Genomic DNA, 22,283 nt, shown 5'->3' with positions numbered 1-22,283 from the left:
ATCCGCCCCGCACCGTCGCTCATCCCACGGCGGCCGCCCGTACACACAGCACATCCGGCAGATGGGAGGCGAGCAGCCGCCAGCTGTCGCCGTCGTCATCGGAGGCGTACACCTCGCCGTTGCGGTTGCCGAAATAGACGCCCGCGGGATCGGTGTCGTCCACCGTGAGCGCATCCCTGAGCACCGTGCCGTAGTGGTCCTCCTCGGGCAGCCCGGCGCTCAGGGGCTCCCAGCTGCCGCCGGCGTCGGAGGTGCGGTAGACCCGGCAGCGGTGCTCGGCCGGCACCCGGTCGATGTCCGCGGTGATGGGGAAGAGATAGGCGACATCGCCGCGGCGCGGATGCGCGGCCACCGCGAAGCCGAAGTCGGAGGGCAGGCCGCCGCCGATGTCCGTCCAGGCGGCGCCCGCGTCATCGCTGCGGTAGACGCCCCAGTGGTTCTGGAGGTACAGCCGGTCGCGGTTCTCCGGGTCCTGCGCGATCTTGTGGACGCACTGGCCGAACTCGGGGTGCTGGTCCGGCAGGAAGACCGCCTTGACGCCGTGGTTCGACGGCGCCCAGCTCGCACCGCCGTCGAGGGTGCGGAACACCCCGGCCGCCGAGACCGCCACCGTCACCGCGTCGACATCCCGCGGGTCGGTGATCACCGTATGGACGGCCAGCCCGCCGCCGCCCGGCACCCACTGCTCTCTGCTCGGGTGGTCCCACAGCGGCCGGACCAGCTCGAACGTCTCGCCCCGGTCGGCCGACCGGAACAGTCCGCCGGGCTCGGTGCCCGCGTACACCACCTCGGGGGCGGCGGGGCCCGCCGGATGCAGCTGCCACACCCGCTCCAGCGAAGTCCCGGTGTACTGCGGGTACTTGACCGCCGGGCGGGCGGGCTCGCGCCAGGTCGCGCCGAGGTCGTCGGAGTGGAAGACCGACGGGCCCCAGTGGGCGCTGTCGGCTCCGGCGAGCAGTCTGGGGGCCGGGCCGCGGGTGTCGATCCCGAGGGAGTAGACCGCCTGCGCGGCGAAGTGCGGGCCGCTCAATTCCCACTCGCCGCGCCGCCGTCGGCCGATGAAGAGCCCTTTGCGGGTGCCCACCGCGAGGAGTACGTCAGTCATGCCGGACACGTCCGAACACCTCCGAAACGCCGTTGTCCCAGGTAGTGGTCAGTGTGCACCCGACCACTGACAGCGGCGCTCCGGAGCGTGTCCGCGCAGGTCAGACGGCCCAGTGGTACTGCTGCGGAGTCGCCGCCGCACCGCCCAGCTCGCGGGCCGCGTGGCGGACGAAGGACGGGTTGCGCAGCAGCTCGCGGCCGAGCAGCACCACATCCGCCTGACCGTCCGCGACGACCTTCTCGGCCTGCCGGGCTTCGGTGATCAGCCCCACGGCGCCGACCGGCAGCCCGGTCTCCCGCTTCACCCGCTCCGCGAACGGCACCTGGTACCCCGGACCGCTCGCGATCCGGGCCCGCGGCGCATTGCCGCCCGTGGAGGTGTCCAGCAGATCCACCCCGTGCGCCAGCAGATCGGCGGCGAAGCGCACCGTGTCGTCGGCGGTCCAGCCCTCGCGCTCGTCGTCCTCGTTCTCGCTCAGCCAGTCGGTCGCCGAGATACGGAACAGCACCGGAAGCTCCTCGGGCCATACGGCGCGCACCGCGTCCACGACCTCCAGTGCGAACCGGGTCCGGTTCTCGTACGAGCCGCCGTACTCGTCGGTGCGGTGGTTGGTGTGCGGCGAGAGGAACTGGCCGATCAGATAGCCGTGCGCACCGTGCACCTCGACGACCTGGAAGCCGGCGTCCAGCGCCCGCCGCGCGGCGTCCGCGAACTGCCCCACGATCTCCCGTATGCCTTCGGCGCTGAGCTCGTCGGGAGCCGGGTGCCCCTCGTCGAACGGGAGCGGGCTCGGCGCCACCGTGGGCCAGCCGCCGTCCGCGTCCGTCAGCGGGGCGCCGTCGCGCCACGGGGCGTCGGTGGATGCCTTGCGGCCGGCGTGGGCGAGCTGGATACCGGGGACGGTGCCGTGCTCCTTGAGGAATCCGGTGATCCGGCGCAGCGCCGCCACCTGGCGGTCGTTCCAGATCCCCAGGTCGTACGGGCTGATCCGGCCCTCCGGGGCGACGGCCGTCGCCTCGGTCAGGATCAGGCCGGTGCCGCCGGCCGCCCGCGCCGCGTAGTGGGCGAAGTGCCAGTCGGTGGCGACGCCCGCGTCGGGCCCGGTGGCCGCGGCGGAGTACTGGCACATCGGTGCCATCCAGAGGCGGTTGGCGATGGTCAGGGACCGCAGGGTGATGGGCTGGAACAGCGTGCTCACGGCAATCTCCAGGTCGGTTCGGGCTTGCCTCGGCGGGTGCTTCGGCTCGGCGCGTTCGTACGATAATCGTCGTAGTACGGCAGATGTCAAACTACGATGGTGCTCGTACAATGGACGGGCCGGACCAACCCGGCGAGCCGATGCACCGCACCCCAGGAGCCGCCATGACGACCGGTACGACGTCCCCCACGGCCTCCGGGGGCGCTCCGTCCGGCTCGCGGTCGCTGGCCCACCCGGCCCGCGAGGACATCCGGCTCGAAGGCGTCCTGCACGCCCTCGCCGACCCGATGCGGCTACGGATCGTCTGCGCGTTGGCCGCCGCCGAAGGCGAGCTGACCTGTGCCGACGTCGAGCTGCCGGTCAGCAAGTCGACCTGTACGCACCACTACCGGGTGCTGCGCGAACACGGCGTCATCCAGCAGGTCTACCGGGGCACCGCCAAGATGAACGGGCTGCGCCGGGCCGACCTGGACACCCTGTTCCCCGGCCTGATCGACGGTGTGCTGCGCGCGGCGGACCTCCAGGCCGGTCGCCTCGGGGACGGCTGATCCGCCCTTCTCCCGTACCGGCACGCCTGCCCGGCCGGGCTCACCCGGACGTCCGCGCGGCGTCCAACAGCCTTTCCCAGTCCGGCAGTTTGACGGTCCCGCGGCCCAGCCGGCGGCCCCACTCCGCCTCCGCCGCCTCGATGGCCAGCCACCCCGTCCAGGGCACCGGCGTCTGACCCGCCCGCCGCAGCGCCGCCACCGGGTCGTCCACGAGGTCGCGGCCCGCCAGCCGGGCGGCATCCTCCAGCAGCGACGCCGTGGTCTCCTTCGCGCACGGCCGGTTGGTGCCGATCACCCCGGTGGGGCCGCGCTTGATCCAGCCCGCCACATAGACGCCGGGGCACGGCACACCGTCCCGCAGCACCCGCCCCGCCAGATGCGGCACCGTCCCGCGCGCCTCGTCGAACGGCAGCCCCGGCTGCGGCGTGCCCCGGTAGCCGACCGAACGCAGCACCAACTGCCCCGCGATGTCCTCGTACTCACCGGTCCCGGTGACCCCGCCGCGCCCGTCCGGCGCCGTCCGCTCGAACCGGACCGCCCGGACCCCGGTGGCCGCGTCCCCCGCCACCTCGACCGGCCGCAGGAAGAACCGCAGATGAATCCGCCGTCCCGGCCCCGCCCCGGCCGCCTTCTCCACCGGGCGCTCCGCCCAGCCGCGCAGCACCTCGACATTGCGCCGACCCACGGCCGGCAGGCCGCCCGGATCGCGGTACGCCGGGTCCAGCGCCAGTTCCTCGGGCCGTACGAGCACCTCCGTGCCCGGCAGGGACCCCAGCTCCCGGAGCTCCTTGGTGGTGAACTTGGCCTGCGAGGGCCCCCGTCGGCCCACCATCCAGACATCCTCGACGCGGCTGTCGGCCAGCGCGCCGAGCGCCCCCTGGGGCATGTCGGTGGTGGCGAGCTCCGCGGCGCCGCGGGCCAGGATCCGGGCCACATCGACGGCCACGTTGCCCACGCCGATCACGATCGCGGAGCGCGCGCCCAGGGTGAAGCGGGCGGTCGCGGCGTCCGGATGCGCGCTGTACCAGGCGACGAAATCGGTCGCGGAATGGCTGCCGGGGAGGCCCTCACCGGGGATGCCGAGATGGCGGTCCGTGGCGGCGCCCACGCAGAACACCACCGCGTGGAACATCTCCTGCAGCTCCGGCAGCCCCACCCCCGGGGCGCCCGCCTCCACATTCCCCAGGAAGTGCACCCGGGGGTGCTCCAGCACCGTCCGCAGATTGCCCTGCAGCGACTTGATCTTCTCGTGGTCCGGCGCGACGCCGTAACGGACCAGGCCGTACGGGCACGGCAGCCGGTCCAGGACGTAGACCTCGATGTCCGGCACGGCCTGCTGTTCGACCAGGGACTGTGCGGTGTACACACCGCTCGGTCCCGATCCGATGACTGCGACACGAAGCACGGGTGGCCCCTTCCGCGGAGTACCCCCAGGATTGCACCGACGGGCCCGCGGCGGGAGATGCGCTATCGGGGTTGCTCCCGGGTGTGATGAGCGTGCCGCGCCCCTGGGGCCGATGAACAGGGAGCTACGTTTTCCCCTGTGTCGGGAAGTGACTTTTATACCGTTAATAGCCGATATAAAGCCCAGGACACGGCCGGAGAGTGGCCCGCCTGGGAGCTCCAGGGCTACGGCTCGGCCGCGCCCGCTCCCGAGCCCCTCGCCCCCGACGATCCGGAAGGGATCCTCGGGCTCGCGGACCTGCCGCCCCGCCTCGATCCGCTGGGCCCCTGGTTCAGCGCCCGGCTGACCTTCGCCGACGGAGCCCGGATCGACGTCCTCGTGGCGGTCTCCGACGACCGCCTCACCGTCGAGGACCTGCGCGCCGATCCGCCCCTGACCCTCGACGGCCTCGCCTCGCTGGCGCGCTGGATCGACGGCCCCCTGGACGACGCGTGCCGGCTGGCCACCGGGCGGCCGCGGAAGGAACGGCCGGCCCTCGAGCCGGAACCGGAACGGGAGCCGGGCCAGGAGGCGGGCCCGGGTGCCGGCCAGGACGAGCCGGAGGCCGGCTCGCCGGCGTTCCGGCCCGAGGCGGAGCCGGTCCCGGCGCGGTTCGCCCTCCGGAGCGACGGCGTGTGCTGCGGCACGGCGGACGACCCCCGGGACGACGACCGTACGGCCACCGCCCCGGCCGTCCCGGCGGCCGCCGCCCACGACCGCGCCCCGAAGTCCACGGAACCCGGCACATCCGCGGAGCCCGGCCCCTCCGGCGATTCCGGCGCCCCGGCCGAACCTGCCGCGCGCCCCGCTGCCGCCCCGCCCGTCACCCTCACCCGCTCGCGCACCACCGAACGCCGCAAGCTCGCCGCCGATGCCTACCGCGCGGCACAGCGAAACGGCCAGGACCCGGTCCTGGCCGTCATGAACGCCACCGGACGCAACCGCCGCAGATCACTGCGCCTGATCGCCGGTGCCCGCGACGAAGGATTCCTGACACCCCGCCACAACAAGCGCTGAGCGGGCCGGTGCACGGGGCGGGTCGCCCGCGAGACCGGCGCCCGGCCGGTCACTTCCGCGCCCGCTCCGGCCGTCCGGGGACCCCCGCCCGCGCCCCGCCCGGCGGCCGCTCCTGCGGCGGCACCCCCAGCTCCCACGCCAGCCCGTAGCGCTGGAACAGCTCGGCGCGCATCACGGCCCGCGAGATCGGCGCCCCCGGCAGCAGTATCGGCACCACCGACCCCATCAACTGCGCCCGTAGCAACGGATAGTCGGCGTCGGGATCCGGCGATCCGTACGCGACGACCACACCCCGCAGCAATTGCGCCAGCCGCTGCTGCTCCGGGCACTGGATAAAGCCCTCGGCCGTCAGAATTCCGGCCATATGCGTCCGCATCAGCAGCGGACGGTCGTGTGCCAGCCCCAGAACCGCGTCGATGGCACGTGCCAGCAGCTCAGGCCCCGCATCCGGCCCCTCCGGCCGCGGCTCGCGCTCCAGCGCCGCCTGCAGCGTCAGATGCATCAGCCGGTGCACGGCCGACTGCAGCAGCTGGCGTTTGCCGGGGAAGTAGTACGAGATCAGGCCGCGGGCAGCCCCCGCGCGCTCCGCGATGTCGCCGAGCGTCGTCGCCTCGAAGCCGCGCTCGCCCACCAGGTCGACGGTTGCCTGGAGCAGCCGCTCCCGCGAGCGCCGCCGCAACGCTTCATTGACCGATGCGCTCCGGGGGGACATGCTGTACTCCTGCGTTGACTGGCTCGGGGCCAGTATACTCGGCAGGGTCCGGATGTCTGCCGTGGTGAGCAGGGGATCCGGTCAAGCTGCCCGATTCGGGCGACGCGGGGGATCGTCCGAATCGGGCCACGGGGGCACGGCGGGCGGTGCGGTTGCCCGCCCGGGGGCACCGAGCCCGCTCCCCCCGAGCTAGTCGCCGACGAGGTCCCGCGACGAGGTGCACAGCGCCCAGATGACGAAGGCGTCGATCGCGATCACGACGATGGCCCACAGCGGGAAGTGCGGCAGCCAGATGAAGTTGGCGATCATGCTCAGGCCGGCCAGTGTCACACCGAGGATGCGGGCCCAGACCGCCCCCGTGAACAGCGCGACGCCGGCGAGCGCGACCAGGATGCCGAGGATGAGGTGCAGGATGCCCCAGCCGGTGAGGTTGAACGAGTAGACGTAGTGCGGGGTGTTGATGAAGACGGTGTCCTTGGCGATGGCGGAGGCGCCCTCGAAGATCGCCATGATGCCGCCGAAGATCATCAGGACCGCGGCGAATACGGTCCAGCCCTCGGCGGCCGGGTGTTCGGTGTGCCGGGGGACCTTGCCTGTAGGGGCTTCGCCTGCGTGAGTGGCCATGTCAGGCTCCTTTACGCGAGAGATGCCGCGCTCCGGGCGGGCCGACGCGGCCTCATCACCAGACTGACACGTCGTGTACCGGTCAGCATCCGCGAGGGCGCAGCGCAAGGTCAGGGCGCCGGACAGGGGACCGAGGCCGGCGAGCAGCGGCGAATCCCCGTCGGCACAAGGGGAATTCGTACGTGGTCAAACGGTTGAGGTGCGCGGTGCCGCAGGGGAATCGCGGTGCCGGCGGGGAATCAGGGCCGCTCCTCGTCCGGTGCGTGATCCTTCTCGTGGGCGGAGACCGCGATGATCTCCTGGCGGAAGAACGCGGGGCTGATCAGCCGGTACACCAGCATCAGCACGCCGCCGAGGACCAGTGAGCCCAGGCCGGTGACGAAGACGCCGCCGAGCTGCCAGTGCGGCGGGAAGGGCAGGGTCCACGAGGTGCTGCCGTAGTCGGGGGCGGCGTAGACCACACACGCGTCGACGAAGAAGTAGAGCAGCATCGCGCCGCCCAGGCCCGGCATGATCCCCCGGGTCCACAGCGCGCGCGGGCCGAGATGGAGCACCTTGCGGAAGTACCAGACACAGGCGAAGCCGGTGAGCCCGTAGTAGAAGGCAATCATCAGGCCGACCGATCCGATGGAGTCGGCCAGCAGGTTCTCGCTGACCCGGGACAGCAGCACGAAGAAGACGGCGGACGCCAGGCCCATGCCGACGGTGGACCACGTCGGGGTCAGGAAGCGCGGGTGGACACGGGCGAAATGCGCGGGCAGGGCCTTGAACGTGGCCATCGAGAGCGTGGTCCGGGCCGTGGGCAGGATCGTGGTCTGGGTCGATGCCGCGGCGGAGGTCAGCACCATGAGGATCAGCAGCTTGGTCAGCGCCTGGCCGCCCGCACCGCTGCCGAAGACCTCGTTGCCGAGGTTGGACAGCACATCCGAGGCGTTGTCCGGATTGGCCAGTCCGATACCGGTGCGTGCCACCCCGGCGAAGCTCAGTGCGGACGTGGCGACCAGGAGGTAGACGCAGAGCAGGATGACGGTGGAGGTGACCGCGGCGCGGCCCGGGGTGCGGGTGCGGTCCGCGGTCTCCTCGTTGACCGATACGCAGCTGTCCCAGCCCCAGTAGATGAACACCGTGGTGAGGATGCCCGTGGTGAAGGCATCGAGGGAGCGGAGCCGGGTGGGGTCGAACCACGACCAGGCGATGTGCAGCGAGGTGCCGGGCGCCGTGCCGGAGTAGACCTTCACCAGCGCGGTGACGGCGAGGACCAGCAGCATCACCACCTCGACGGTCAGCAGCACCTTCTGCAGGTTGGCCGAGACCTCGATGCCGATGTAGCAGATCCAGGTCATCAGGGCGATCCACACCACCCCGGCCACCATGGTCCACAGGGTGTTGTGCGCCAGCCCGGGGGCGCCGACGAGCTGGAATCCGTACTGCCCGGCGATCTGCGCCAGGTTCGCCATGACGATGATGTCCGCGGCGACGATGCCCCAGCCGCCCAGCCAGCCGGTATGCGGTCCGAACGCCCGCGAGGCCCAGGTGAAGGTGGTGCCGCAGTCCGGGTCGACCTGGTTGAGCCCCTTGTAGCCGTAGGCGATCAGGAACATGGGGACGAACGCCAGGATGATGACGACCGGCGACTGGAGGCCGACGACGGCGGCGATGACGCCGAGCGTGGCGGCCAGGCTGTAGGCGGGGGCGGTGGAGGCCAGGCCGATCACGGTACTGGAGAACAGTCCGAGTGCGCCGCCCCTGAGCCCCTTGTCCGCGACGAGTGAGGCCTGGCTGCCCGAGGGGCCGGAGGGGCCCTTGGGGGGCGGGGCGGCAGACGGCGTCATGGTTTCCTCCGCGCACAGAACAAGCGGCGCGTCAGGCCAGAATTCTCCTCCCTTCCCCAAGGGCTTTCAACACGAGGCAGCGGGCCCGGCGGGGGCGGGGGATCGGTGCGGCGGCCGACGGGGCCGGCGGCTCCGGGGCCATCGGCGCCTTGCACACCTCTTGACGGGGCATCACCAATGAGTAAAGTCTAGACCAATCGCCGTGCCGGCCGGCGGAAACACCCTCGCGTCATCCACCCCCCACTCAACGAGCGCGAAAGGGTTGACAGTTGACATGAACAGGAAGAGAAGGCTGGCCCTCGCCATCGGCGCCGGAATCGCACCGCTCCTCGTGGTGACCATGCCGGCCAGTCCGGCCAGTGCGCACGGCTATGTATCCACGCCGCCCAGCAGGCAGGCGCAGTGCGCCGCCGGCACCGTCGAATGCGGCCCGATCAAATGGGAGCCGCAGAGCGTCGAGGGCCCCAAGGGACTGGCCAGTTGCAGCGGAGGCAACAGCCAGTTCGCCGATCTCGACGACGACTCCAAGGGGTGGCAGGTCACCCCGGTCGGCAGCTCCCAGACCTTCAACTGGAAGCTGACGGCACGTCATTCCACCAGCACCTGGCAGTACTTCGTCGGCGGACGGAAGGTCGCCGAATTCGACGACGGTGGCGCCCAGCCGCCGGAGACGGTCTCGCACACGGTCAACTTCGGCGGGATCACCGGCAAGCAGAAGGTCCTCGCGGTCTGGAACATCGCCGATACCGCGAACGCCTTCTACGCCTGCATCGACGTCAACATCGGCGGCTAGCACCGCAGGTCCCCGGTCCCGCCTGCGGGGAGGTGCGCGGGCGCACGCCCGCGTCCCCCGCCCGCCCGTAGCGTCTCCTCGCAGGTGGAGCATGTCCGGTGGGACAGACGCACCCGTTACGATCGGCCCCATCATGGCCGTCGTCCGGGGCCGTTGCCGGGAGGAAGAGATGGGACTGTTCCGCCGAGGACCGAAGCGGGATTCCCGCGACCTCGCACGCGATGCCGAGTTCACCTTCTTCTCCGAGCGCGAGGGCGGCTTCTTCAGATCGCAGGTCCGGCAGGCGTTCGCCGAACACGGCCTGGAAGTCACCGCGTACGCAGGGGTGGTGGCCGATTCCGCGGGCCGCCAGTTCGGCCTCGGCAATCTCGCCGCCGTCTGCCACCGCGACCGGCGCGGCGAGCGCAGCTGGCCGGTGCTGATCCGCGACCACGTCGGCAAGGTGCTGCGCACCATGGACGGCCCGCAGCCGCTGGAGATCCTCTCCGAGGACGAGATCCGGGCCTGTCTCTATCCCCGTATCGTCGCCCAGGAGACGCTGCCCGCCTCGGACGCCTTCCGGTACGGCCGCGAGCACGCCGCAGGGCTGCGCGAGGTGCTCGCCCTCGATCTGCCCGAGGCGGTGCAGACGCTGAGCGAGGACTCGCTGGCCGACCTCGGGGACGTCGCGGAACTGCGGATCCGGGCGATGAACAATCTGCGCGCGCTGCCGGTCGAAGGGCACGAGACGGTGCGCCGGGGCGACGGCTCGTCCTTCGAGGTGCTGCTCGGCGACTCGTTCTTCACCGCGAGCCGGGTGCTGGTGCTGGACGAGCTGGTGCAGCGGCTGATGGGTACGGGGCTCACCCCGGACGGTGCGCTGGTCGCCATGCCCTTCCGGCATCAGCTGGCCTTCCACCGGATCCAGGACGCCCAGGTCATCCCGGCGCTCCAGGCCATGGCGCAGTTCGCGGCGGCCGGGCACGAGGACGCGGCGGGCGCGATCAGCCCCAAGGTGTTCTGGTGGCGGCGCGGCGTGCTGACCCCGCTGAGCGAGCCGCACGGTGACGGGCTGCGGGTGGTCGTGGACATGGACTTCCAGGACATGCTGGAGCGGCTGGTGCAGGACGAGGCATGAACCCGTAAAAACTTTCCCGGTCCGGGAACCCGTCCCGCCGCCGGTCCGTTCTCCTGAATGAGGCCCCGCGTTCTCCCCCGTGCGCGGGGTCTCACCTCGCCGCCCGCCCCGTTCAACGGCGCACCGTCACTCACCGAGCACGGCCCGTTCCTCATCGGTGAACAACCGCGAACGGATCAGGAAGCGGACCCCCTCCGGCGCCTCCAGCGAGAATCCGCTGCCCCGGCCGGGCACGACGTCCACGGTCAGATGCGTATGCCGCCAGCGCGCGAACTGATCCGCCGCCATCCAGAAGCCCACCGGTTCCGGTACGCCCGCCACCTCCAGCCGCGCCAGCAGCACATCCGACGAGCCCGTACGGAATTCGCCGGCCGGATAGCACATCGGGGCGCTGCCGTCGCAGCAGCCGCCGGACTGGTGGAACATCAGCGGTCCGTGCCGGTCGCGGAGCAGGCGCAGCAGCTCGCCGGCCGCCTCGGTGAAGCCGATCCGCGCGGCGCCCGCCGGGCCGCCGGCCGCCGGGGCCGCACGATCCCCCGACGCCATCCCCGTCCCCGCCGCCATCCCCGTTTCCGATTCCTTTTCCTGTCGGTGCACTGCCGCTCCTCTCGCCGAGCCGTCACAGGGGTAGGGGCCCAGTGAACTCCGCGCGACGTTGCACAGGGGTTGCACCGGGTGAGCCGTGTCTCACCCGGGCACCGCCACTTGTTTATGCAACGAGTTGCATAGAAAGATCGGGGTGTGGCCCTCGAACACGCGATCCTCGTCTCCCTGCTGGAGCAGCCGGGCTCCGGCTATGAGCTGTCCCGGCGGTTCGAGCGCTCGATCGGGCACTTCTGGACCGCCACTCACCAGCAGATCTACCGCGTCCTGAAGCGGATGGAGAGCGACGGCTGGATCGATGTCCGCGAGGTGCCGCAGCAGGCCCGGCCGGACAAGAAGGAGTACTCCGTCGCCGCTCCCGGCCGGGCCGCCCTCTCCCGGTGGCTTCATGAGCCGATCGAGCCGGAGAGCGTCCGGCACGACCTCGCCGTGAAGATCCGCGGCGCGGCCTTCGACGATCCGGCCGCGCTGATCCGCGAGGTCGAGCGGCACCGCCGGACGCACTCCGACCTGCTCGCGCACTATCTCGCGGGGGAGCGGCGCGACTTCACCGGTCCCGGGGCCGACGGGGCGCTCGACGCCGGCCAGGAGCTCCAGCATGTCGTACTGCGTGGCGGCATCGCGTACGAGCGGATGACGATCGCCTGGCTCGACGACGTACTCGCCACCCTCCACCGGATCGGTGCACCGTCACCCACCTGACGCCCCTCCGCCCGCCACCCCTCGACTCCGACCGAACCCTCAACCCCTCGACTGCAAAGGCGAATTCCATGGCCGACCCGCTGCTCTTCAACCCGCGCACCTACGACCCGGCGCACTTCGACCCCGAGACCCGCAGGCTGCTGCGCGCCACCGTCGACTGGTTCGAGGCCCGCGGCAAGCGCAAGCTGATCGAGGACTACCGCTCCCGTGCCTGGCTGGCGGACTTCCTCGCCTTCTCCGCCAAGGAAGGGCTGTTCGCGACGTTCCTCACCCCGGCCTCCGCCGCCGACGGGCAGCAGGACAAGCGCTGGGACACCGCCCGGATCGCCGCCCTCAACGAGATCTTCGGCTTCTACGGGCTCGACTACTGGTACGCCTGGCAGGTCACCATCCTCGGCCTCGGCCCGGTCTGGCAGAGCGAGAACGCCGGGGTCCGCCGCCGCGCGGCCGAACTCCTCTCCCAGGGCGAGGTGTTCGCCTTCGGCCTGTCCGAGAAGGCCCACGGCGCCGACATCTACTCCACCGACATGCTGCTGGAGCCGGACGGCAACGGCGGTTTCCGGGCCAGCGGCTCCAAGTACTACATCGGCAACGGCAACGCCGCCGGACTGGTCTCCGTCTTCGGCCGCCGCACCGACATCGAGGGCCCCGACGGCTATGTCTTCTTCGCCGCCGACAGCCGTCACCCGGCCTACCACCTGGTCAAGAACGTCGTCGACTCGTCCAAGTACGTCAGCGAATTCCGCCTCGAGGACTACCCGGTCGGCCCCGACGACATCCTGCACACCGGCCGCGCCGCCTTCGACGCCGCTCTCAACACCGTCAACGTCGGCAAGTTCAACCTCTGCACCGGCGCCATCGGCATCTGCGAGCACGCGATGTACGAGGCCGTCACCCATGCGCAGAACCGCATCCTCTACGGCCGCCCCGTCACCGCCTTCCCGCACGTACGCCGCGAGCTGACCGACGCCTACGTCCGCCTCGTCGGCATGAAGCTGTTCAGCGACCGCGCCGTCGACTACTTCCGCTCCGCCGGCCCCGACGACCGCCGCTATCTCCTCTTCAACCCGATGACGAAGATGAAGGTGACCACCGAGGGCGAGAAGGTCATCGACCTGATGTGGGACGTCATCGCCGCCAAGGGCTTCGAGAAGGACACCTACTTCGCCCAGGCCGCCACCGAGATCCGGGGCCTGCCGAAGCTGGAGGGCACGGTCCACGTCAACCTCGCGCTGATCCTCAAGTTCATGGGCAACCACCTGCTGAACCCGGCCGAGTACGCGCCCGTGCCGACCCGCCAGGACGCGGCCGACGACGCGTTCCTCTTCCGGCAGGGACCGGCCCGCGGCCTGGGCGCCATCCGCTTCCACGACTGGCGCACCGCCTACGACGGCTATGCCGAGGTGCCCAACGTCGCCCGCTTCCGTGAGCAGGCCGACGCCCTGTGCGAGTTCGTCACCACCGCCGCCCCCGGTGAGGAGCAGAGCCGCGACCTCGACCTGCTGCTCGCCGTCGGCCAGCTCTTCGCGCTGGTCGTGCACGGCCAGCTCATCCTGGAGCAGGCCCGCCTGACCGGCCTGCCGGAGGACGTGCTCGACGAGCTCTTCGCCGTCCTCGTCCGCGACTTCTCCGCGCACGCCGTCGAGCTGCACGGCAAGGGCTCCGCCACCGAGGAGCAGCAGCGCTGGGCCCTGGGTGCGGTCCGGCGCCCGGTCGTCGACGATGCCCGCTCGGCGCGCGTCTGGGAGCGCGTGGAGGCGCTGGCCGGGGCGTACGAGATGGCGCCGTAGCAGTCGTAACAGCCGTAATAGCCGTAATAACGGAGTCACCCCGGGCGTCCGGGGCCCCTGCGGACGGGGCCCTGGACGCCCGGCGCCTTCGTTGTCGCCGGCCGCCGACCTCAGAAGAACAGCCTGACCCGCCGCTCCACCAGCTGCGGCTCACGGTCCTCCGCCACACAGCGCAGCGCCTCGCGCACGGCGAGGGCGCCCAGGCGGAGGAACACCATCTCGCAGGTGTCGACCCAGTGCCAGGACATGGCGCGCACGACGACCCGGGCGTTCACCGCGGCGCCCCGGTGGGCTTCGGGGTCCTCGGTGTTCTCGGCGGCCAACTCCTGCAGCACGCCCCGGACGAGGAACTCCTCGAACTCCGGCGCCGGTTCGGGCCGGGCGGTGCAGGCGAACTCGACGGTCGAGGCCACCCCCGCGGGCAGCGGCTCGAAGTCCAGCTCCACCCTGCCGAACGTCGGCACGCACGCGCCGACGTTCCATGGGGAGTGCACCTTCACCCCTCGTACCGGGCGGGCGAGTCGTTCGGTCGGTGCGGTCGTCATGACCGGCACCGTACGGGCGGCGATATCGCCATGTCACCGGCTTTTCCGTGGCGTTGGGTCGGGCCGCCGCCCCCGCTGCCGAGCGGACCGCCTCCGCCGGTCAAGAGTCCGTACGCGTCTGGCCGGAAAAGAACCCCCGTCGCATCACAAGTTCGTGAACGCCATATCGAGTTGAGCCACCCATAGGCACGCGTCGGCCATTCTTTGTCAGTACCGTAGGTTACTTACGCCATGGATGCGACAGGAGCGCCATTATTGCTTTGAAAGCATCTGGTGGCAGATGCCGGATTCACTTGCGGGGGAAGGATCACATGAGTCGGTACGAGAAGTACCGGGAACTGCTGGTGCAACCGACCGAGCGGCTGGCCGAGGGGGCGAGAGGACTCGTTCTGGTCGATCCGGCCGGAAAGGAATCGTTCGACTGGGAGGCCGGCGCCTGTCTGAGCGTAACCCTGCCCTCGGGAATGATTCACCGCTACTACCTGCGCGGAGACTCGACCGACCGCCTTCGCAACCGGGTCGGAGTCCTGCAGAAGCCGTCGGGACACACCGCCGCCGAGGCCGAACGGGCGGTGGGGTGCGGTAACGGCAAGGAAGACACCTCGCAGGCGACCGGCGGGACGGCGAACGATGCCGGTCCCGAGGCCGCAGCCGCCGCGGCGACGGCACGCGAGACCGGGTGGGCGTCCCTGACCAGCCGGGAGATGGAGATCCTGGAACATGTCGCCCGGGCGCTCAGCAATCGTCAGATCGGCAAGCTGCTCTCCATTTCCGAGGGCACGGTCAAGCGTCATCTGCGGAACATCTTCACCAAGCTCGATGCGCGGTCCCGTATGGACGCGGTGAACAAGGCACTGCCTCAGCCGGCTCCCCGTGCCAGCTGAGTACTGCTGAACTCGCCGAGTACAACCGGGCGTTCGCCTCGTTCCGGCCGGAAGGAAATTCCGGCCGGAACGTATTGTTCCGCAATCCGCAACCGCAATCCATGAAAACTCCCTGCGCGTCATGGGCACGGGCACGGGCATGCGCATGGGTATGGGCAATGGTTCAAGGGATACGGAATTCACTGTTCCTGTCATCCGTCGGAAAACCTCCCGGTGGCGGAAGGGGAAATTCCGTTGGCTTGACCCTTCACTTTCCGTCCAGCGCGTCCCGGAGCGCACGCGTCCAGTGCGCAACGGTGGAGCGGGCCAGTTCCGTGGCCGGTGCCCAGTCCTCGAAGAGATGGAACGCACCGGGGACGAAGTGGAGTTCCACCGCGACCTGGTGCTCCATGAGCCGCCGGGCGTAGGCCACTCCCTCGTCACGCAGCGGGTCCGCACCCGCCACCTGGACATAGGCGGGCGGCAGTCCCGAGAGGTCCGTCGCCCGCGCGGGGACGGCGTACGCCGGTGCTTCGGCGGACCCGGAACCCAGGTACATCTCCCAGAGCTGCGCCACCGAGGCTCCGTTGAGCACCCGGGGGTCGTCGATCTCCGCACGGGAGCCGCCGTCGGGCCGGTCGTCGAGGGCGGGCAGCAGCAGCTGCTGGAAGGCGATGGCGGGGCCGCCCTCATCGCGGGCGCGCAGCGTGAGACCCGCGGCGAGGCAGGCCCCCGCCGAGTGCCCGGAGAGCGCGATGCGTCCGGGGTCCACCCCGAGCTCCGCCGCACGGGCGGAAGTCCAGCGCAGCGCCGTCCAGGCATCCGTGAGCGCTGCCGGGCAGGGGTGCTCCGGGGCCAGCCGGTAGTCGACGGCGATCACCACGGCGCCGGTCCCGACGCACATGTCGGCGCAGTTCCGGTCGCCCGAATCCAGGTCGCCCAGGATGAATCCGCCGCCGTGGAAGAAGAGCACCGCCGGCAGCGCGCCTTCCGCACCGACCGGGCGGTAGATCCTGACCGGCACCTCGGGTCCGTCCGTACCGGGGGCAGGGGTGGCGACGGCGTCCTCGATGGACAGCCGGGGATCGTCGTACGGGGCCCGCGTGGACATCGCCCTGCGCATCCCCTCCCGGGCCCGGGGGATGTCGCCGAACATGCTGCGCTCCGGTAAGCCCGCCAGCACCGGCTCGAGATCCGGATGAACGTACACAGACATACTCCTTCTTCGGAACTGCGGCGGTGAGGCGTCAGTGTCCCATTCCGAGGCCGCCGTCGACGGGAATCACGGCACCGGCCACATACGCGGCCTGCGGTCCGGCGAGCCAGGTCACCGCGCCGGCCACCTCCTCCGCACTCGCGCTGCGGCCCATGGGGATCCCGCCGACCTTCTCCTGGCGCGATTCCTCCGACAGGGCCGCGGTCATGTCCGTGTCGATCAGGCCCGGGGCCACCACGTTCGCGACGACGTTGCGCGCGCCGTACTCCCGGGTGACGGAGCGGGCCAGGCCCACCAGACCCGCCTTGCTCGAGGCGTAGTTGGTCTGGCCGGCGCTGCCGTGCAGACCGGCCACCGAGGACACCAGGATGATCCGTCCCTGGCGGGCCCGGAGCATCGGCGTGATCGCCCGCCGTGCGCAGCGCCAGGCACCGGCGAGGTTGGTGTCCAGCACGCGCAGGAACTGCTCCTCCTTCATCCTCATCATCAGCCCGTCCGCGGTGATCCCGGCATTGGCCACCAGGACGCCCACCGGCCCCAGCTTCTCCTCCACCTCGGTGAAGGCGGCGTCCACGGAGGCCGTGTCGGTGACATCGCACGTCACACCGAGGGCCCCCTCCGGGACGCCGGAACCCCGGTGGGTGACGGCGACGCGGTCGCCCTGGGCGACGAAGGCCGCTGCGATCGCCGCGCCGATGCCGCGGTTGCCGCCGGTGACGAGCACGGTACGGGCCGGCTGTCCGGTCGAGTGATTCATGGTTGCGGTTTCCCGGGGGTCTGGGTGTCTGAAGGTGGGGTCTGGGGGTCAGCGGGTGGGGGAGACGGCGTCGGAGCCGGTGACGCTCCGGGACCAGTCGAAGTCGAGGTCGTCGACGGCGTCCAGGCTCTCGACCAGCTTCCGCAGCCCGGAGAAGTCCTGCACCAGACGCTTGCGCCCGCCCGCGTGCTGGATGTCGTCGAGCATCTCGTGACCGCCGCGGATCCCCGTCTCGTCCATGATGCGGTGCCAGGCCATGAAGTCGTTGCCGACGAAGGCCTCGAGACCGGCGACGAGGGACTGGAGGAAGTACCGCCGCTCGCCGTCGTCCAGGGCGTGGTGGACCTGCTCGGCCAGCACCGCGGAGATCGAGGCGTGGCAGTACTCGTCACGGTTGTGGATCCGGACCGTGGCGCTGTTGACCGGCTGGATCTCCTTGTCGTCGGCTATCAGGTTCAGATAGGCGTTGATGGATATCTCGGCCACGGTGGCGAAGGCGAGCGTGGTCAGCCGGCGCTCCCGCTCGTTCGCACAGGACGCGAGCCGGGCCTCGTGCTCCCGTACGACAAGGGGCCTGGGCAGCGCGGCGTCGGCGAACGCCTCCCCGCGCCGGCGCCGGGTCACGGCGCTGGCGTTGAGGTGCATCAGGGTGTGGTACTGCTCGTCCACCATGGCCTGCGCCAGGCTACGCTGCATCAACTCGCTCACCGGCTGCGGGAATTCACCGTCCAGGCCGAGCTGGAACGCGGGATTGACGATCTGCCCCTCGAGCAGCACCGTGGTGCGGTTGTACGAGATCCACGCCCAGCTCAGCAGGCGGGCACGGTCCTCGGGCGGCAGCGCCCGGAAGGTGGGGTGGTCCCGGAACGGGAGGATCCGCTCCGGGTAGTCGTCCCGCGCCAGCTCGAACAGATCGGCCAGGTTGGGCTCTTCGCGCTTCACCGCGGCCCGGCGGTGCCAGTTCCCGGCGAGCCGGGCGATCACGGCGTTCTCCGCCTGGTCGTCCGGGTCGTACGCGGGGAGCTCGGGGGACTGGACACCGGTGAGTTCTTCGGGCGCCCGACTGCTCATCGTGATTCTCCTTGCACTTCGGGTACGGGTACCGGTGCGGCGGGCGCCGTCGCGGTCCGCTCCGCCGGATCCGTCAGCCACAGGGCGATGACTCCGGCCAGGGCCGAGAGCACCGTGCACACCAGGAACACCAGCCGGAAAGCCCCGAGTCCGGGACCGCCCAGCGCCGCCGTCAGCGCCGCGAAGGCGCCCGTTCCCAGGGCCGCGCCGACCTGACGGGAGGTCATCGCCATACCGGAACCGGCAGCGAACTGCTGCGGCGGAAGCGCCCCGGCCGCCGCCGAGGACAGCGTCGTCATCACGGCACCGATACCCACGCCACCGATCACGTTGGCGGGCATCCACACCACGAGGTAGTCGGGCGTGGACCTGAGGGCCAGCGCCCAGATTCCGCACTGCACGGCGACCATGAGCGCGCCGGCCACGACCACCGCGCGCTGGTACTTGCGGGGCATCCGCCCGGCCAGCACGGACGCGGCCACGGACAGCACCGCGCCCGGCGTCAGGGCGAGTCCGGCCGACAGCGGCGAGTAGTGCCAGATCTCGGTGGTGAACAGCGGTGCCGCGATCAGCCAGCAGTACATCGACGCGCCGAAGAGCACAAAGGTCGCATTGGCCACCGCGAATTTACGGGTGCGCAGCAAGGTGAGCTGGAGCGCCGGGACACGGTGGCGCCGCGAGCGCAGTACCGCCAGCCCGAGCAGCAGGGCGCCGCCCAGGGTCGTCCCCAGGAACGCGGCGCTGCCCCAGCCCCAGGTGCTGCCCTTCGTCAGACCCGCGACCAGGCCGCCGACGCCGAGCATCAGCGCCAGCATGCCGATCATGTCGGGGACGCCGCCGCGCTCGCTGGGCACCCTGGGCAGCACCCGCCACGCCAGGATCAGCAGGAGCGCGCCGAGCGGCACGTTCACCAGGAACACACCGGACCAGTCGAAGCTGTGCACCAGGAACCCGCCCAGCGGCGGCCCGACCGCGGCGGCCGCCGAGGAGCTGGCGCCCCACAGGCCGATGGCCTTCGGCCGCTGCTGCGGCGACCGGGACGCCAGGAGCAGACCGAGCGACGACGGGATCATGCCCGCCGCGAACAGCCCCTGCAGCGCACAGAAGGCGATCAGCAGTTCCGCGGTCGGCGCGAGCGCACACAGCAGCGAGGCGGCGGTGAACCCGGTCACCGAGACCAGGAACAGCGTGCGCAGACCGATGACATCGGCCATCTTCCCGATCGGCGCCAGCGCGGCGGCGAAGACGACCGTGTACCCGCTGACGACCCAGGACAGCGAGGACAGCGACGAGCCGGGGAAGCTCTTGGGCAGCTCGGGAAAGGCTATGTACACCACCGAGACGCCGAGAAAGGCGATGAACGCGGCGCCGCAGGCCGCGAGCAGGGTCAGCCCCGGGCGTGCGTACACAGGACGGTCGGGTAAATCTGCCGGAGCAAGCCTGTCGGTCATGAACGGTACAACTCCTTGCGCTACACGGTTCTTGCGCTGTACGGGGTCTCGCGCTGTACGGATCTTGCGCGGTACGGATCTTGCGCTACACGGATTCGGTGTGGAACCGGCAGACGGCTCCACCGGTCCGCATGCACTCCCTGTTCTCGTCGCGGACCTCGACACCGAGCCCTTCGAACCAGCCGCCCCGCATGTCGAGACAGGGGCAGTCGTACCCCTCCAGAGAGCGCGCGGCCCGCAGCATCCTCAGGGCGAAGTGCTCGGTGATGACCGTCTGGACGCCCGGCCCCCCGTCGGGATCCGGCTCCGCATGGGAACGCATCATCCCCTCGTTGGTCATGATCCTGGTGATTCCCTCGATCACCGTCTGCAACGCGGCGGCGGAGCAGGCATCGGGCGTCCCCTCGCGGTCCGCGTACCACGAGCCGACCCGCCGGCCGACGAACCTGAGCGCCTCCGCGTTGATCTCGTTGGCGACCTCCTGGCCGAAGCGCTTCTTGACGCCCTGGTACCAGCGGGCGTCGTGCAGCCACCAGAACTGGCGCAGCGCCTCGGTGAGTTCGTTCTCCAGCTCCGCGACCGGTGTCTTGGTGAGCTTCTCGGTTTCCTGCGCGGTCACGGCTGCTCGCCTCCTGTCGGCCGGTCCTCCGGAGCGACCAGCAGCGCGGACGCCGAACCGTGCGCGCCCTCCTCGGTCGCGAGCTCCACCACGACGAGCAGCGCCCGGTCCGCCTCGCCGTCCGCGAAGAGCAGATCGGCGTACTCCAGCGCGGCTTCCTCCGGATCACCCTCCGGGCTGAAGCAGACCACCGGCCCGAGCAGCTGCCACTGGGTGGTCACATGCCCGATCACCGAGTTGGGCACGGACTGGAAGAACAGCAGGGGCTGCACCGGGCGTCCGGCGTCCACCGCCTTGGCCACCGCGCGGTCGGTGGCGAAGTCGCCGAGCCGGCTGACGAGCACCACGGCCGTACGGGCGCCGTCGTCCGCCGCGGCGGACGGCTCGCCGTACTGCGCGCGCAGACAGCGGTCCGCGACCTCGGCCACGAGCGGGCTGAACGACGACACCACGAAGCCGGGAAGCTTGCGCGGCCCCTGGGCCGCCTCGCTCTCCGTCGCCGGCCAGAAAGCCCGCTCCCACACCTGTGTCGTGGTCATACCGCCCCCAGAACCAGAGCCGTGTTGGCACCGCCGAAGGCGGCGTTGAGGGACACCACGGTCCGGGCCTTCAGGCTGCGCGGTGCGTCCGTCACAAGGTTCAGCCGGCAGGCCGGATCCTGGCCGGTGTAGCCGGCGTTCACGGGAAGCAGTCCCTCCTGGAGGACGAGGACCGACACCGCGAACTCCACGATCCCGGAGGCCTCGAGGGTGTGTCCGGTCAGTGACTTGGTGGAACTCACCGGCAGTTCCGGTGCATACGCCCCGAACGCCCGGTGGATGGCCGCGGCCTCCGCGGAGTCGTTGTACGAGGTGCCGGTGCCGTGCGCGTTGAGGTAGTCGACCTCTTCGGGGGCACGGTCCGCGCGGGCCATCGCGGCGGACAGGGCACGGGCCATACCGAGGCCCTCGGGATGCGGCTGGCACACGTGGTAGGCGTCGCCCGCCCGGCCCCAGCCCAGCAGCCCCGCCAGCGGCAGGGCACCGCGGCGCTCGGCGGCGGACGCCGACTCGAGGATCACGGCGCCCATCCCGTCACCGAGCAGCAGCCCCCGGCGGCCGGCGCTGAAGGAGCGCAGAGCGCCGTCGTCGGCGAGTGCACGGCCCGCGTCGAACAGGGAGAAGACGTCCTCGTCGACGAGGTAGCCGGCGGCCACCGCCACCCGCTCCTCACGACCGGACGCGATCAGCGCCGCCGCATCGGCCAGCGCCGTGCTCGCGGCCACACAGGCGTTGGTGTAGGTGCGGCGGGCGTCCCGCAGCCCGGCGCGGGCCGCGAGCGTGCTGCCCGTTGCGGCGGCATGGCAGTCCGCCTGGCGTTCCTGAGGCTGTCGCGGCCAGGAGGGATCGCTGTGCCGCGCGAAGAGCAGCGGTGTCCCGCCGACCGCTTCGGCGTCCAGACCCGCCTGCCCGGCCGCCTGTGCCAGGAGATCGGTCAGTTCGTCCACCAGCACCGGGGCGCCCGGCAGGTGGGCCGCCCGCTTGGCGCGCCGGCGGCTCACATCGAACCGGGTCACCTCGCCGAAGGCCGGCTTCCCGGCCGCGAGTGCCTCGCGCAGCGCGCCGGTTCCCCGCCCGAAGGCGGTCGTCACCGACATTCCGGTGACGACGACGGCTTCGCGCTCAGCGGTGGGCCGCGGGGCTGTCATGCGGTTCACCCCCCAGGGCCGCCGCGAGGACGTCCAGCACGCTGTCGAGCGTCACCATGCGCGCGAGCTGGACGTCATCGAGATCGAGCTCCACGTCGTAGCGCTCCTCCATCGTGTGGATGATCCAGGCGAGCTCCAGCGAATCGACCCGGTCCGGCACCTCGCCGGGCGGCCGGTCGCCGTACGAGGCAAGGATCGTGACCAGATCGTCCAGGGTCGGCGGGGCCTGAGCGGTCACGCCGTCTGCTCCGTCACCGCCGGGCCCGTGGAGCGCTCGCCGATCACCTTCACGAACTCGCCGAAGGTGAGCTTGCCGATGCTCTCCAGCTCCTCGTCGTCGAACTGGACCCCGTACTGCTGCTCGACATGCATCGCGATCTCGGCGAGCGACAGCGACTCCAGTTCCAGACCACCGTCGCCGAGGGGCGTGGTGTCCGTGACCCCGCTCGTGTCGTAGTTCAGCTCGCCCAGGGTGCTCAGGACGAACTCGCCTATGGTGTCGCTCATTGACGCCTCCGTTGTTCACAAGGTGATGCGTTCACAAGGTGAGGCATGCGCACGATGCTGCGTTCGCACATGCTTCGGGATG

24 protein-coding genes are annotated in these 22,283 nt (G+C 71.0%); 7 read left to right on the top strand and 17 right to left on the bottom strand.

Going from position 1 to position 22,283, the window contains the following annotated elements; genetic code table 11:
• Positions 1-19 precede the first annotated feature (19 nt).
• Both ADL29_RS17360 and ADL29_RS17355 read right to left on the bottom strand, forming a co-directional pair.
• Positions 20-1,105 (bottom strand): WD40/YVTN/BNR-like repeat-containing protein, encoded by a 1,086-nt coding sequence (locus ADL29_RS17360; protein WP_053924594.1) that lies wholly within the window; start codon positions 1,103-1,105, stop codon positions 20-22.
• A gap of 100 nt (positions 1,106-1,205) precedes the next feature.
• Entirely contained in the window at positions 1,206-2,303 is a 1,098-nt protein-coding gene (locus tag ADL29_RS17355) for an NADH:flavin oxidoreductase/NADH oxidase (protein WP_053924549.1), read from the bottom strand.
• A gap of 164 nt (positions 2,304-2,467) precedes the next feature.
• On the opposite strand from ADL29_RS17355, the gene ADL29_RS17350 reads away from it, so the two are divergent.
• Positions 2,468-2,851, top strand: a complete 384-nt coding sequence (locus tag ADL29_RS17350) for an ArsR/SmtB family transcription factor (protein ID WP_053924548.1) — start codon at positions 2,468-2,470, stop codon at positions 2,849-2,851.
• Positions 2,852-2,891: 40 nt separating this feature from the next.
• Here ADL29_RS17350 and ADL29_RS17345 read toward each other — a convergent pair whose 3' ends face one another.
• Complete coding sequence (locus tag ADL29_RS17345; RefSeq protein ID WP_053924547.1) at positions 2,892-4,256, bottom strand: FAD-dependent oxidoreductase; 1,365 nt, start codon at positions 4,254-4,256, stop codon at positions 2,892-2,894.
• A gap of 138 nt (positions 4,257-4,394) precedes the next feature.
• Here ADL29_RS17345 and ADL29_RS17340 point away from each other — a divergent pair, with 138 nt between their 5' ends.
• On the top strand, positions 4,395-5,312 hold the full coding sequence (locus tag ADL29_RS17340) for a DUF6214 family protein (protein ID WP_053924546.1): 918 nt from the start codon (positions 4,395-4,397) through the stop codon (positions 5,310-5,312).
• Between the two features lie 49 nt (positions 5,313-5,361).
• Here ADL29_RS17340 and ADL29_RS17335 read toward each other — a convergent pair whose 3' ends face one another.
• The 3 genes from ADL29_RS17335 to ADL29_RS17325 all read right to left on the bottom strand — a co-directional run bounded on the left by ADL29_RS17335 (position 5,362) and on the right by ADL29_RS17325 (position 8,480).
• Complete coding sequence (locus ADL29_RS17335; protein ID WP_053924545.1) at positions 5,362-6,024, bottom strand: TetR/AcrR family transcriptional regulator; 663 nt, start codon at positions 6,022-6,024, stop codon at positions 5,362-5,364.
• Positions 6,025-6,213: 189 nt separating this feature from the next.
• Positions 6,214-6,648, bottom strand: coding sequence for a DUF7144 family membrane protein (locus tag ADL29_RS17330; RefSeq protein WP_053924544.1), 435 nt, complete (start codon positions 6,646-6,648; stop codon positions 6,214-6,216).
• A 239-nt stretch (positions 6,649-6,887) separates the two neighbouring features.
• Entirely contained in the window at positions 6,888-8,480 is a 1,593-nt protein-coding gene (locus ADL29_RS17325; RefSeq protein ID WP_078971071.1) for an APC family permease, read from the bottom strand.
• 274 nt (positions 8,481-8,754) lie between these two features.
• On the opposite strand from ADL29_RS17325, the gene ADL29_RS17320 reads away from it, so the two are divergent.
• Both ADL29_RS17320 and ADL29_RS17315 read left to right on the top strand, forming a co-directional pair.
• A complete protein-coding gene (locus ADL29_RS17320; RefSeq protein WP_053924543.1) occupies positions 8,755-9,273 on the top strand; it encodes a lytic polysaccharide monooxygenase auxiliary activity family 9 protein in 519 nt (172 codons plus the stop codon).
• Between the two features lie 169 nt (positions 9,274-9,442).
• Positions 9,443-10,390 (top strand): DUF1444 domain-containing protein, encoded by a 948-nt coding sequence (locus ADL29_RS17315; RefSeq protein WP_053924542.1) that lies wholly within the window; start codon positions 9,443-9,445, stop codon positions 10,388-10,390.
• A gap of 126 nt (positions 10,391-10,516) precedes the next feature.
• Here ADL29_RS17315 and ADL29_RS17310 read toward each other — a convergent pair whose 3' ends face one another.
• Positions 10,517-10,936: a DUF779 domain-containing protein gene (locus ADL29_RS17310; RefSeq protein ID WP_053924541.1), complete on the bottom strand. Its 420-nt coding sequence runs from the start codon at positions 10,934-10,936 to the stop codon at positions 10,517-10,519.
• A gap of 195 nt (positions 10,937-11,131) precedes the next feature.
• Here ADL29_RS17310 and ADL29_RS17305 point away from each other — a divergent pair, with 195 nt between their 5' ends.
• Complete coding sequence (locus tag ADL29_RS17305) at positions 11,132-11,695, top strand: PadR family transcriptional regulator (protein ID WP_053924540.1); 564 nt, start codon at positions 11,132-11,134, stop codon at positions 11,693-11,695.
• Positions 11,696-11,763: 68 nt separating this feature from the next.
• Entirely contained in the window at positions 11,764-13,485 is a 1,722-nt protein-coding gene (locus tag ADL29_RS17300; protein WP_053924539.1) for an acyl-CoA dehydrogenase family protein, read from the top strand.
• 110 nt (positions 13,486-13,595) lie between these two features.
• On the opposite strand, the gene ADL29_RS17295 is transcribed toward ADL29_RS17300, so the two are convergent.
• Positions 13,596-14,030 (bottom strand): hypothetical protein, encoded by a 435-nt coding sequence (locus tag ADL29_RS17295; protein ID WP_157878512.1) that lies wholly within the window; start codon positions 14,028-14,030, stop codon positions 13,596-13,598.
• A gap of 311 nt (positions 14,031-14,341) precedes the next feature.
• Between ADL29_RS17295 and ADL29_RS17290 the strand changes: the two genes are divergently transcribed.
• On the top strand, positions 14,342-14,914 hold the full coding sequence (locus ADL29_RS17290) for a helix-turn-helix transcriptional regulator (RefSeq protein ID WP_053924537.1): 573 nt from the start codon (positions 14,342-14,344) through the stop codon (positions 14,912-14,914).
• A 247-nt stretch (positions 14,915-15,161) separates the two neighbouring features.
• On the opposite strand, the gene ADL29_RS17285 is transcribed toward ADL29_RS17290, so the two are convergent.
• The 9 genes from ADL29_RS17285 to ADL29_RS17245 all read right to left on the bottom strand — a co-directional run bounded on the left by ADL29_RS17285 (position 15,162) and on the right by ADL29_RS17245 (position 22,201).
• Positions 15,162-16,109 carry an alpha/beta hydrolase gene (locus ADL29_RS17285; RefSeq protein WP_063788483.1) on the bottom strand — a complete coding sequence of 316 codons (948 nt, stop codon included), beginning with the start codon at positions 16,107-16,109 and terminating at the stop codon, positions 15,162-15,164.
• 31 nt (positions 16,110-16,140) lie between these two features.
• Complete coding sequence (gene fabG / locus ADL29_RS17280; protein ID WP_053924535.1) at positions 16,141-16,866, bottom strand: 3-oxoacyl-ACP reductase FabG; 726 nt, start codon at positions 16,864-16,866, stop codon at positions 16,141-16,143.
• Between the two features lie 48 nt (positions 16,867-16,914).
• A complete protein-coding gene (locus tag ADL29_RS17275; RefSeq protein WP_053924534.1) occupies positions 16,915-17,937 on the bottom strand; it encodes an AurF N-oxygenase family protein in 1,023 nt (340 codons plus the stop codon).
• The gene (locus ADL29_RS17270; RefSeq protein ID WP_063788482.1) at positions 17,934-19,388 is read right to left on the bottom strand and encodes a DHA2 family efflux MFS transporter permease subunit; all 1,455 of its coding nucleotides are present in this window, start codon (positions 19,386-19,388) and stop codon (positions 17,934-17,936) included. Before ADL29_RS17270 ends, ADL29_RS17275 begins: the two co-directional genes overlap by 4 nt.
• Before the next feature lie 85 nt (positions 19,389-19,473).
• Positions 19,474-20,007: a hypothetical protein gene (locus ADL29_RS17265; protein ID WP_053924532.1), complete on the bottom strand. Its 534-nt coding sequence runs from the start codon at positions 20,005-20,007 to the stop codon at positions 19,474-19,476.
• Positions 20,004-20,546: a beta-ketoacyl synthase chain length factor gene (locus ADL29_RS17260; protein ID WP_107095001.1), complete on the bottom strand. Its 543-nt coding sequence runs from the start codon at positions 20,544-20,546 to the stop codon at positions 20,004-20,006. The genes ADL29_RS17265 and ADL29_RS17260 overlap by 4 nt, the downstream gene beginning before the upstream one ends.
• The gene (locus ADL29_RS17255) at positions 20,543-21,694 is read right to left on the bottom strand and encodes a beta-ketoacyl-[acyl-carrier-protein] synthase family protein (RefSeq protein ID WP_053924530.1); all 1,152 of its coding nucleotides are present in this window, start codon (positions 21,692-21,694) and stop codon (positions 20,543-20,545) included. Before ADL29_RS17255 ends, ADL29_RS17260 begins: the two co-directional genes overlap by 4 nt.
• Positions 21,669-21,932, bottom strand: a complete 264-nt coding sequence (locus tag ADL29_RS17250; RefSeq protein ID WP_053924529.1) for a hypothetical protein — start codon at positions 21,930-21,932, stop codon at positions 21,669-21,671. Before ADL29_RS17250 ends, ADL29_RS17255 begins: the two co-directional genes overlap by 26 nt.
• Entirely contained in the window at positions 21,929-22,201 is a 273-nt protein-coding gene (locus tag ADL29_RS17245; protein WP_053924528.1) for an acyl carrier protein, read from the bottom strand. Before ADL29_RS17245 ends, ADL29_RS17250 begins: the two co-directional genes overlap by 4 nt.
• Positions 22,202-22,283 lie beyond the last annotated feature (82 nt).

It is taken from the genome of Streptomyces chattanoogensis, assembly GCF_001294335.1.
GTDB lineage: Bacteria > Actinomycetota > Actinomycetes > Streptomycetales > Streptomycetaceae > Streptomyces > Streptomyces chattanoogensis.
Note: the sequence above shows the minus strand (reverse complement) of the source record. Positions and strands in the feature narration are given on the sequence as shown.

What these genes read in the sequence shown, in the direction of transcription:
- ADL29_RS17350 (WP_053924548.1), top strand. Translation starts at nt 2,468, where the DNA reads ATGACGACCGGTACGACGTCCCCCACGGCCTCCGGGGGCGCTCCGTCC.
- ADL29_RS17245 (WP_053924528.1), bottom strand. Translation starts at nt 22,201, where the DNA reads ATGAGCGACACCATAGGCGAGTTCGTCCTGAGCACCCTGGGCGAGCTG.
- ADL29_RS17275 (WP_053924534.1), bottom strand. Translation starts at nt 17,937, where the DNA reads ATGAGCAGTCGGGCGCCCGAAGAACTCACCGGTGTCCAGTCCCCCGAG.
- ADL29_RS17320 (WP_053924543.1), top strand. Translation starts at nt 8,755, where the DNA reads ATGAACAGGAAGAGAAGGCTGGCCCTCGCCATCGGCGCCGGAATCGCA.
- ADL29_RS17360 (WP_053924594.1), bottom strand. Translation starts at nt 1,105, where the DNA reads ATGACTGACGTACTCCTCGCGGTGGGCACCCGCAAAGGGCTCTTCATC.
- ADL29_RS17290 (WP_053924537.1), top strand. Translation starts at nt 14,342, where the DNA reads ATGAGTCGGTACGAGAAGTACCGGGAACTGCTGGTGCAACCGACCGAG.
- ADL29_RS17335 (WP_053924545.1), bottom strand. Translation starts at nt 6,024, where the DNA reads ATGTCCCCCCGGAGCGCATCGGTCAATGAAGCGTTGCGGCGGCGCTCG.
- ADL29_RS17285 (WP_063788483.1), bottom strand. Translation starts at nt 16,109, where the DNA reads ATGTCTGTGTACGTTCATCCGGATCTCGAGCCGGTGCTGGCGGGCTTA.
- ADL29_RS17270 (WP_063788482.1), bottom strand. Translation starts at nt 19,388, where the DNA reads ATGACCGACAGGCTTGCTCCGGCAGATTTACCCGACCGTCCTGTGTAC.
- ADL29_RS17300 (WP_053924539.1), top strand. Translation starts at nt 11,764, where the DNA reads ATGGCCGACCCGCTGCTCTTCAACCCGCGCACCTACGACCCGGCGCAC.
- fabG (WP_053924535.1), bottom strand. Translation starts at nt 16,866, where the DNA reads ATGAATCACTCGACCGGACAGCCGGCCCGTACCGTGCTCGTCACCGGC.
- ADL29_RS17260 (WP_107095001.1), bottom strand. Translation starts at nt 20,546, where the DNA reads ATGACCACGACACAGGTGTGGGAGCGGGCTTTCTGGCCGGCGACGGAG.
- ADL29_RS17330 (WP_053924544.1), bottom strand. Translation starts at nt 6,648, where the DNA reads ATGGCCACTCACGCAGGCGAAGCCCCTACAGGCAAGGTCCCCCGGCAC.
- ADL29_RS17255 (WP_053924530.1), bottom strand. Translation starts at nt 21,694, where the DNA reads ATGACAGCCCCGCGGCCCACCGCTGAGCGCGAAGCCGTCGTCGTCACC.
- ADL29_RS17315 (WP_053924542.1), top strand. Translation starts at nt 9,443, where the DNA reads ATGGGACTGTTCCGCCGAGGACCGAAGCGGGATTCCCGCGACCTCGCA.
- ADL29_RS17295 (WP_157878512.1), bottom strand. Translation starts at nt 14,030, where the DNA reads ATGACGACCGCACCGACCGAACGACTCGCCCGCCCGGTACGAGGGGTG.
- ADL29_RS17325 (WP_078971071.1), bottom strand. Translation starts at nt 8,480, where the DNA reads ATGACGCCGTCTGCCGCCCCGCCCCCCAAGGGCCCCTCCGGCCCCTCG.
- ADL29_RS17310 (WP_053924541.1), bottom strand. Translation starts at nt 10,936, where the DNA reads ATGGCGTCGGGGGATCGTGCGGCCCCGGCGGCCGGCGGCCCGGCGGGC.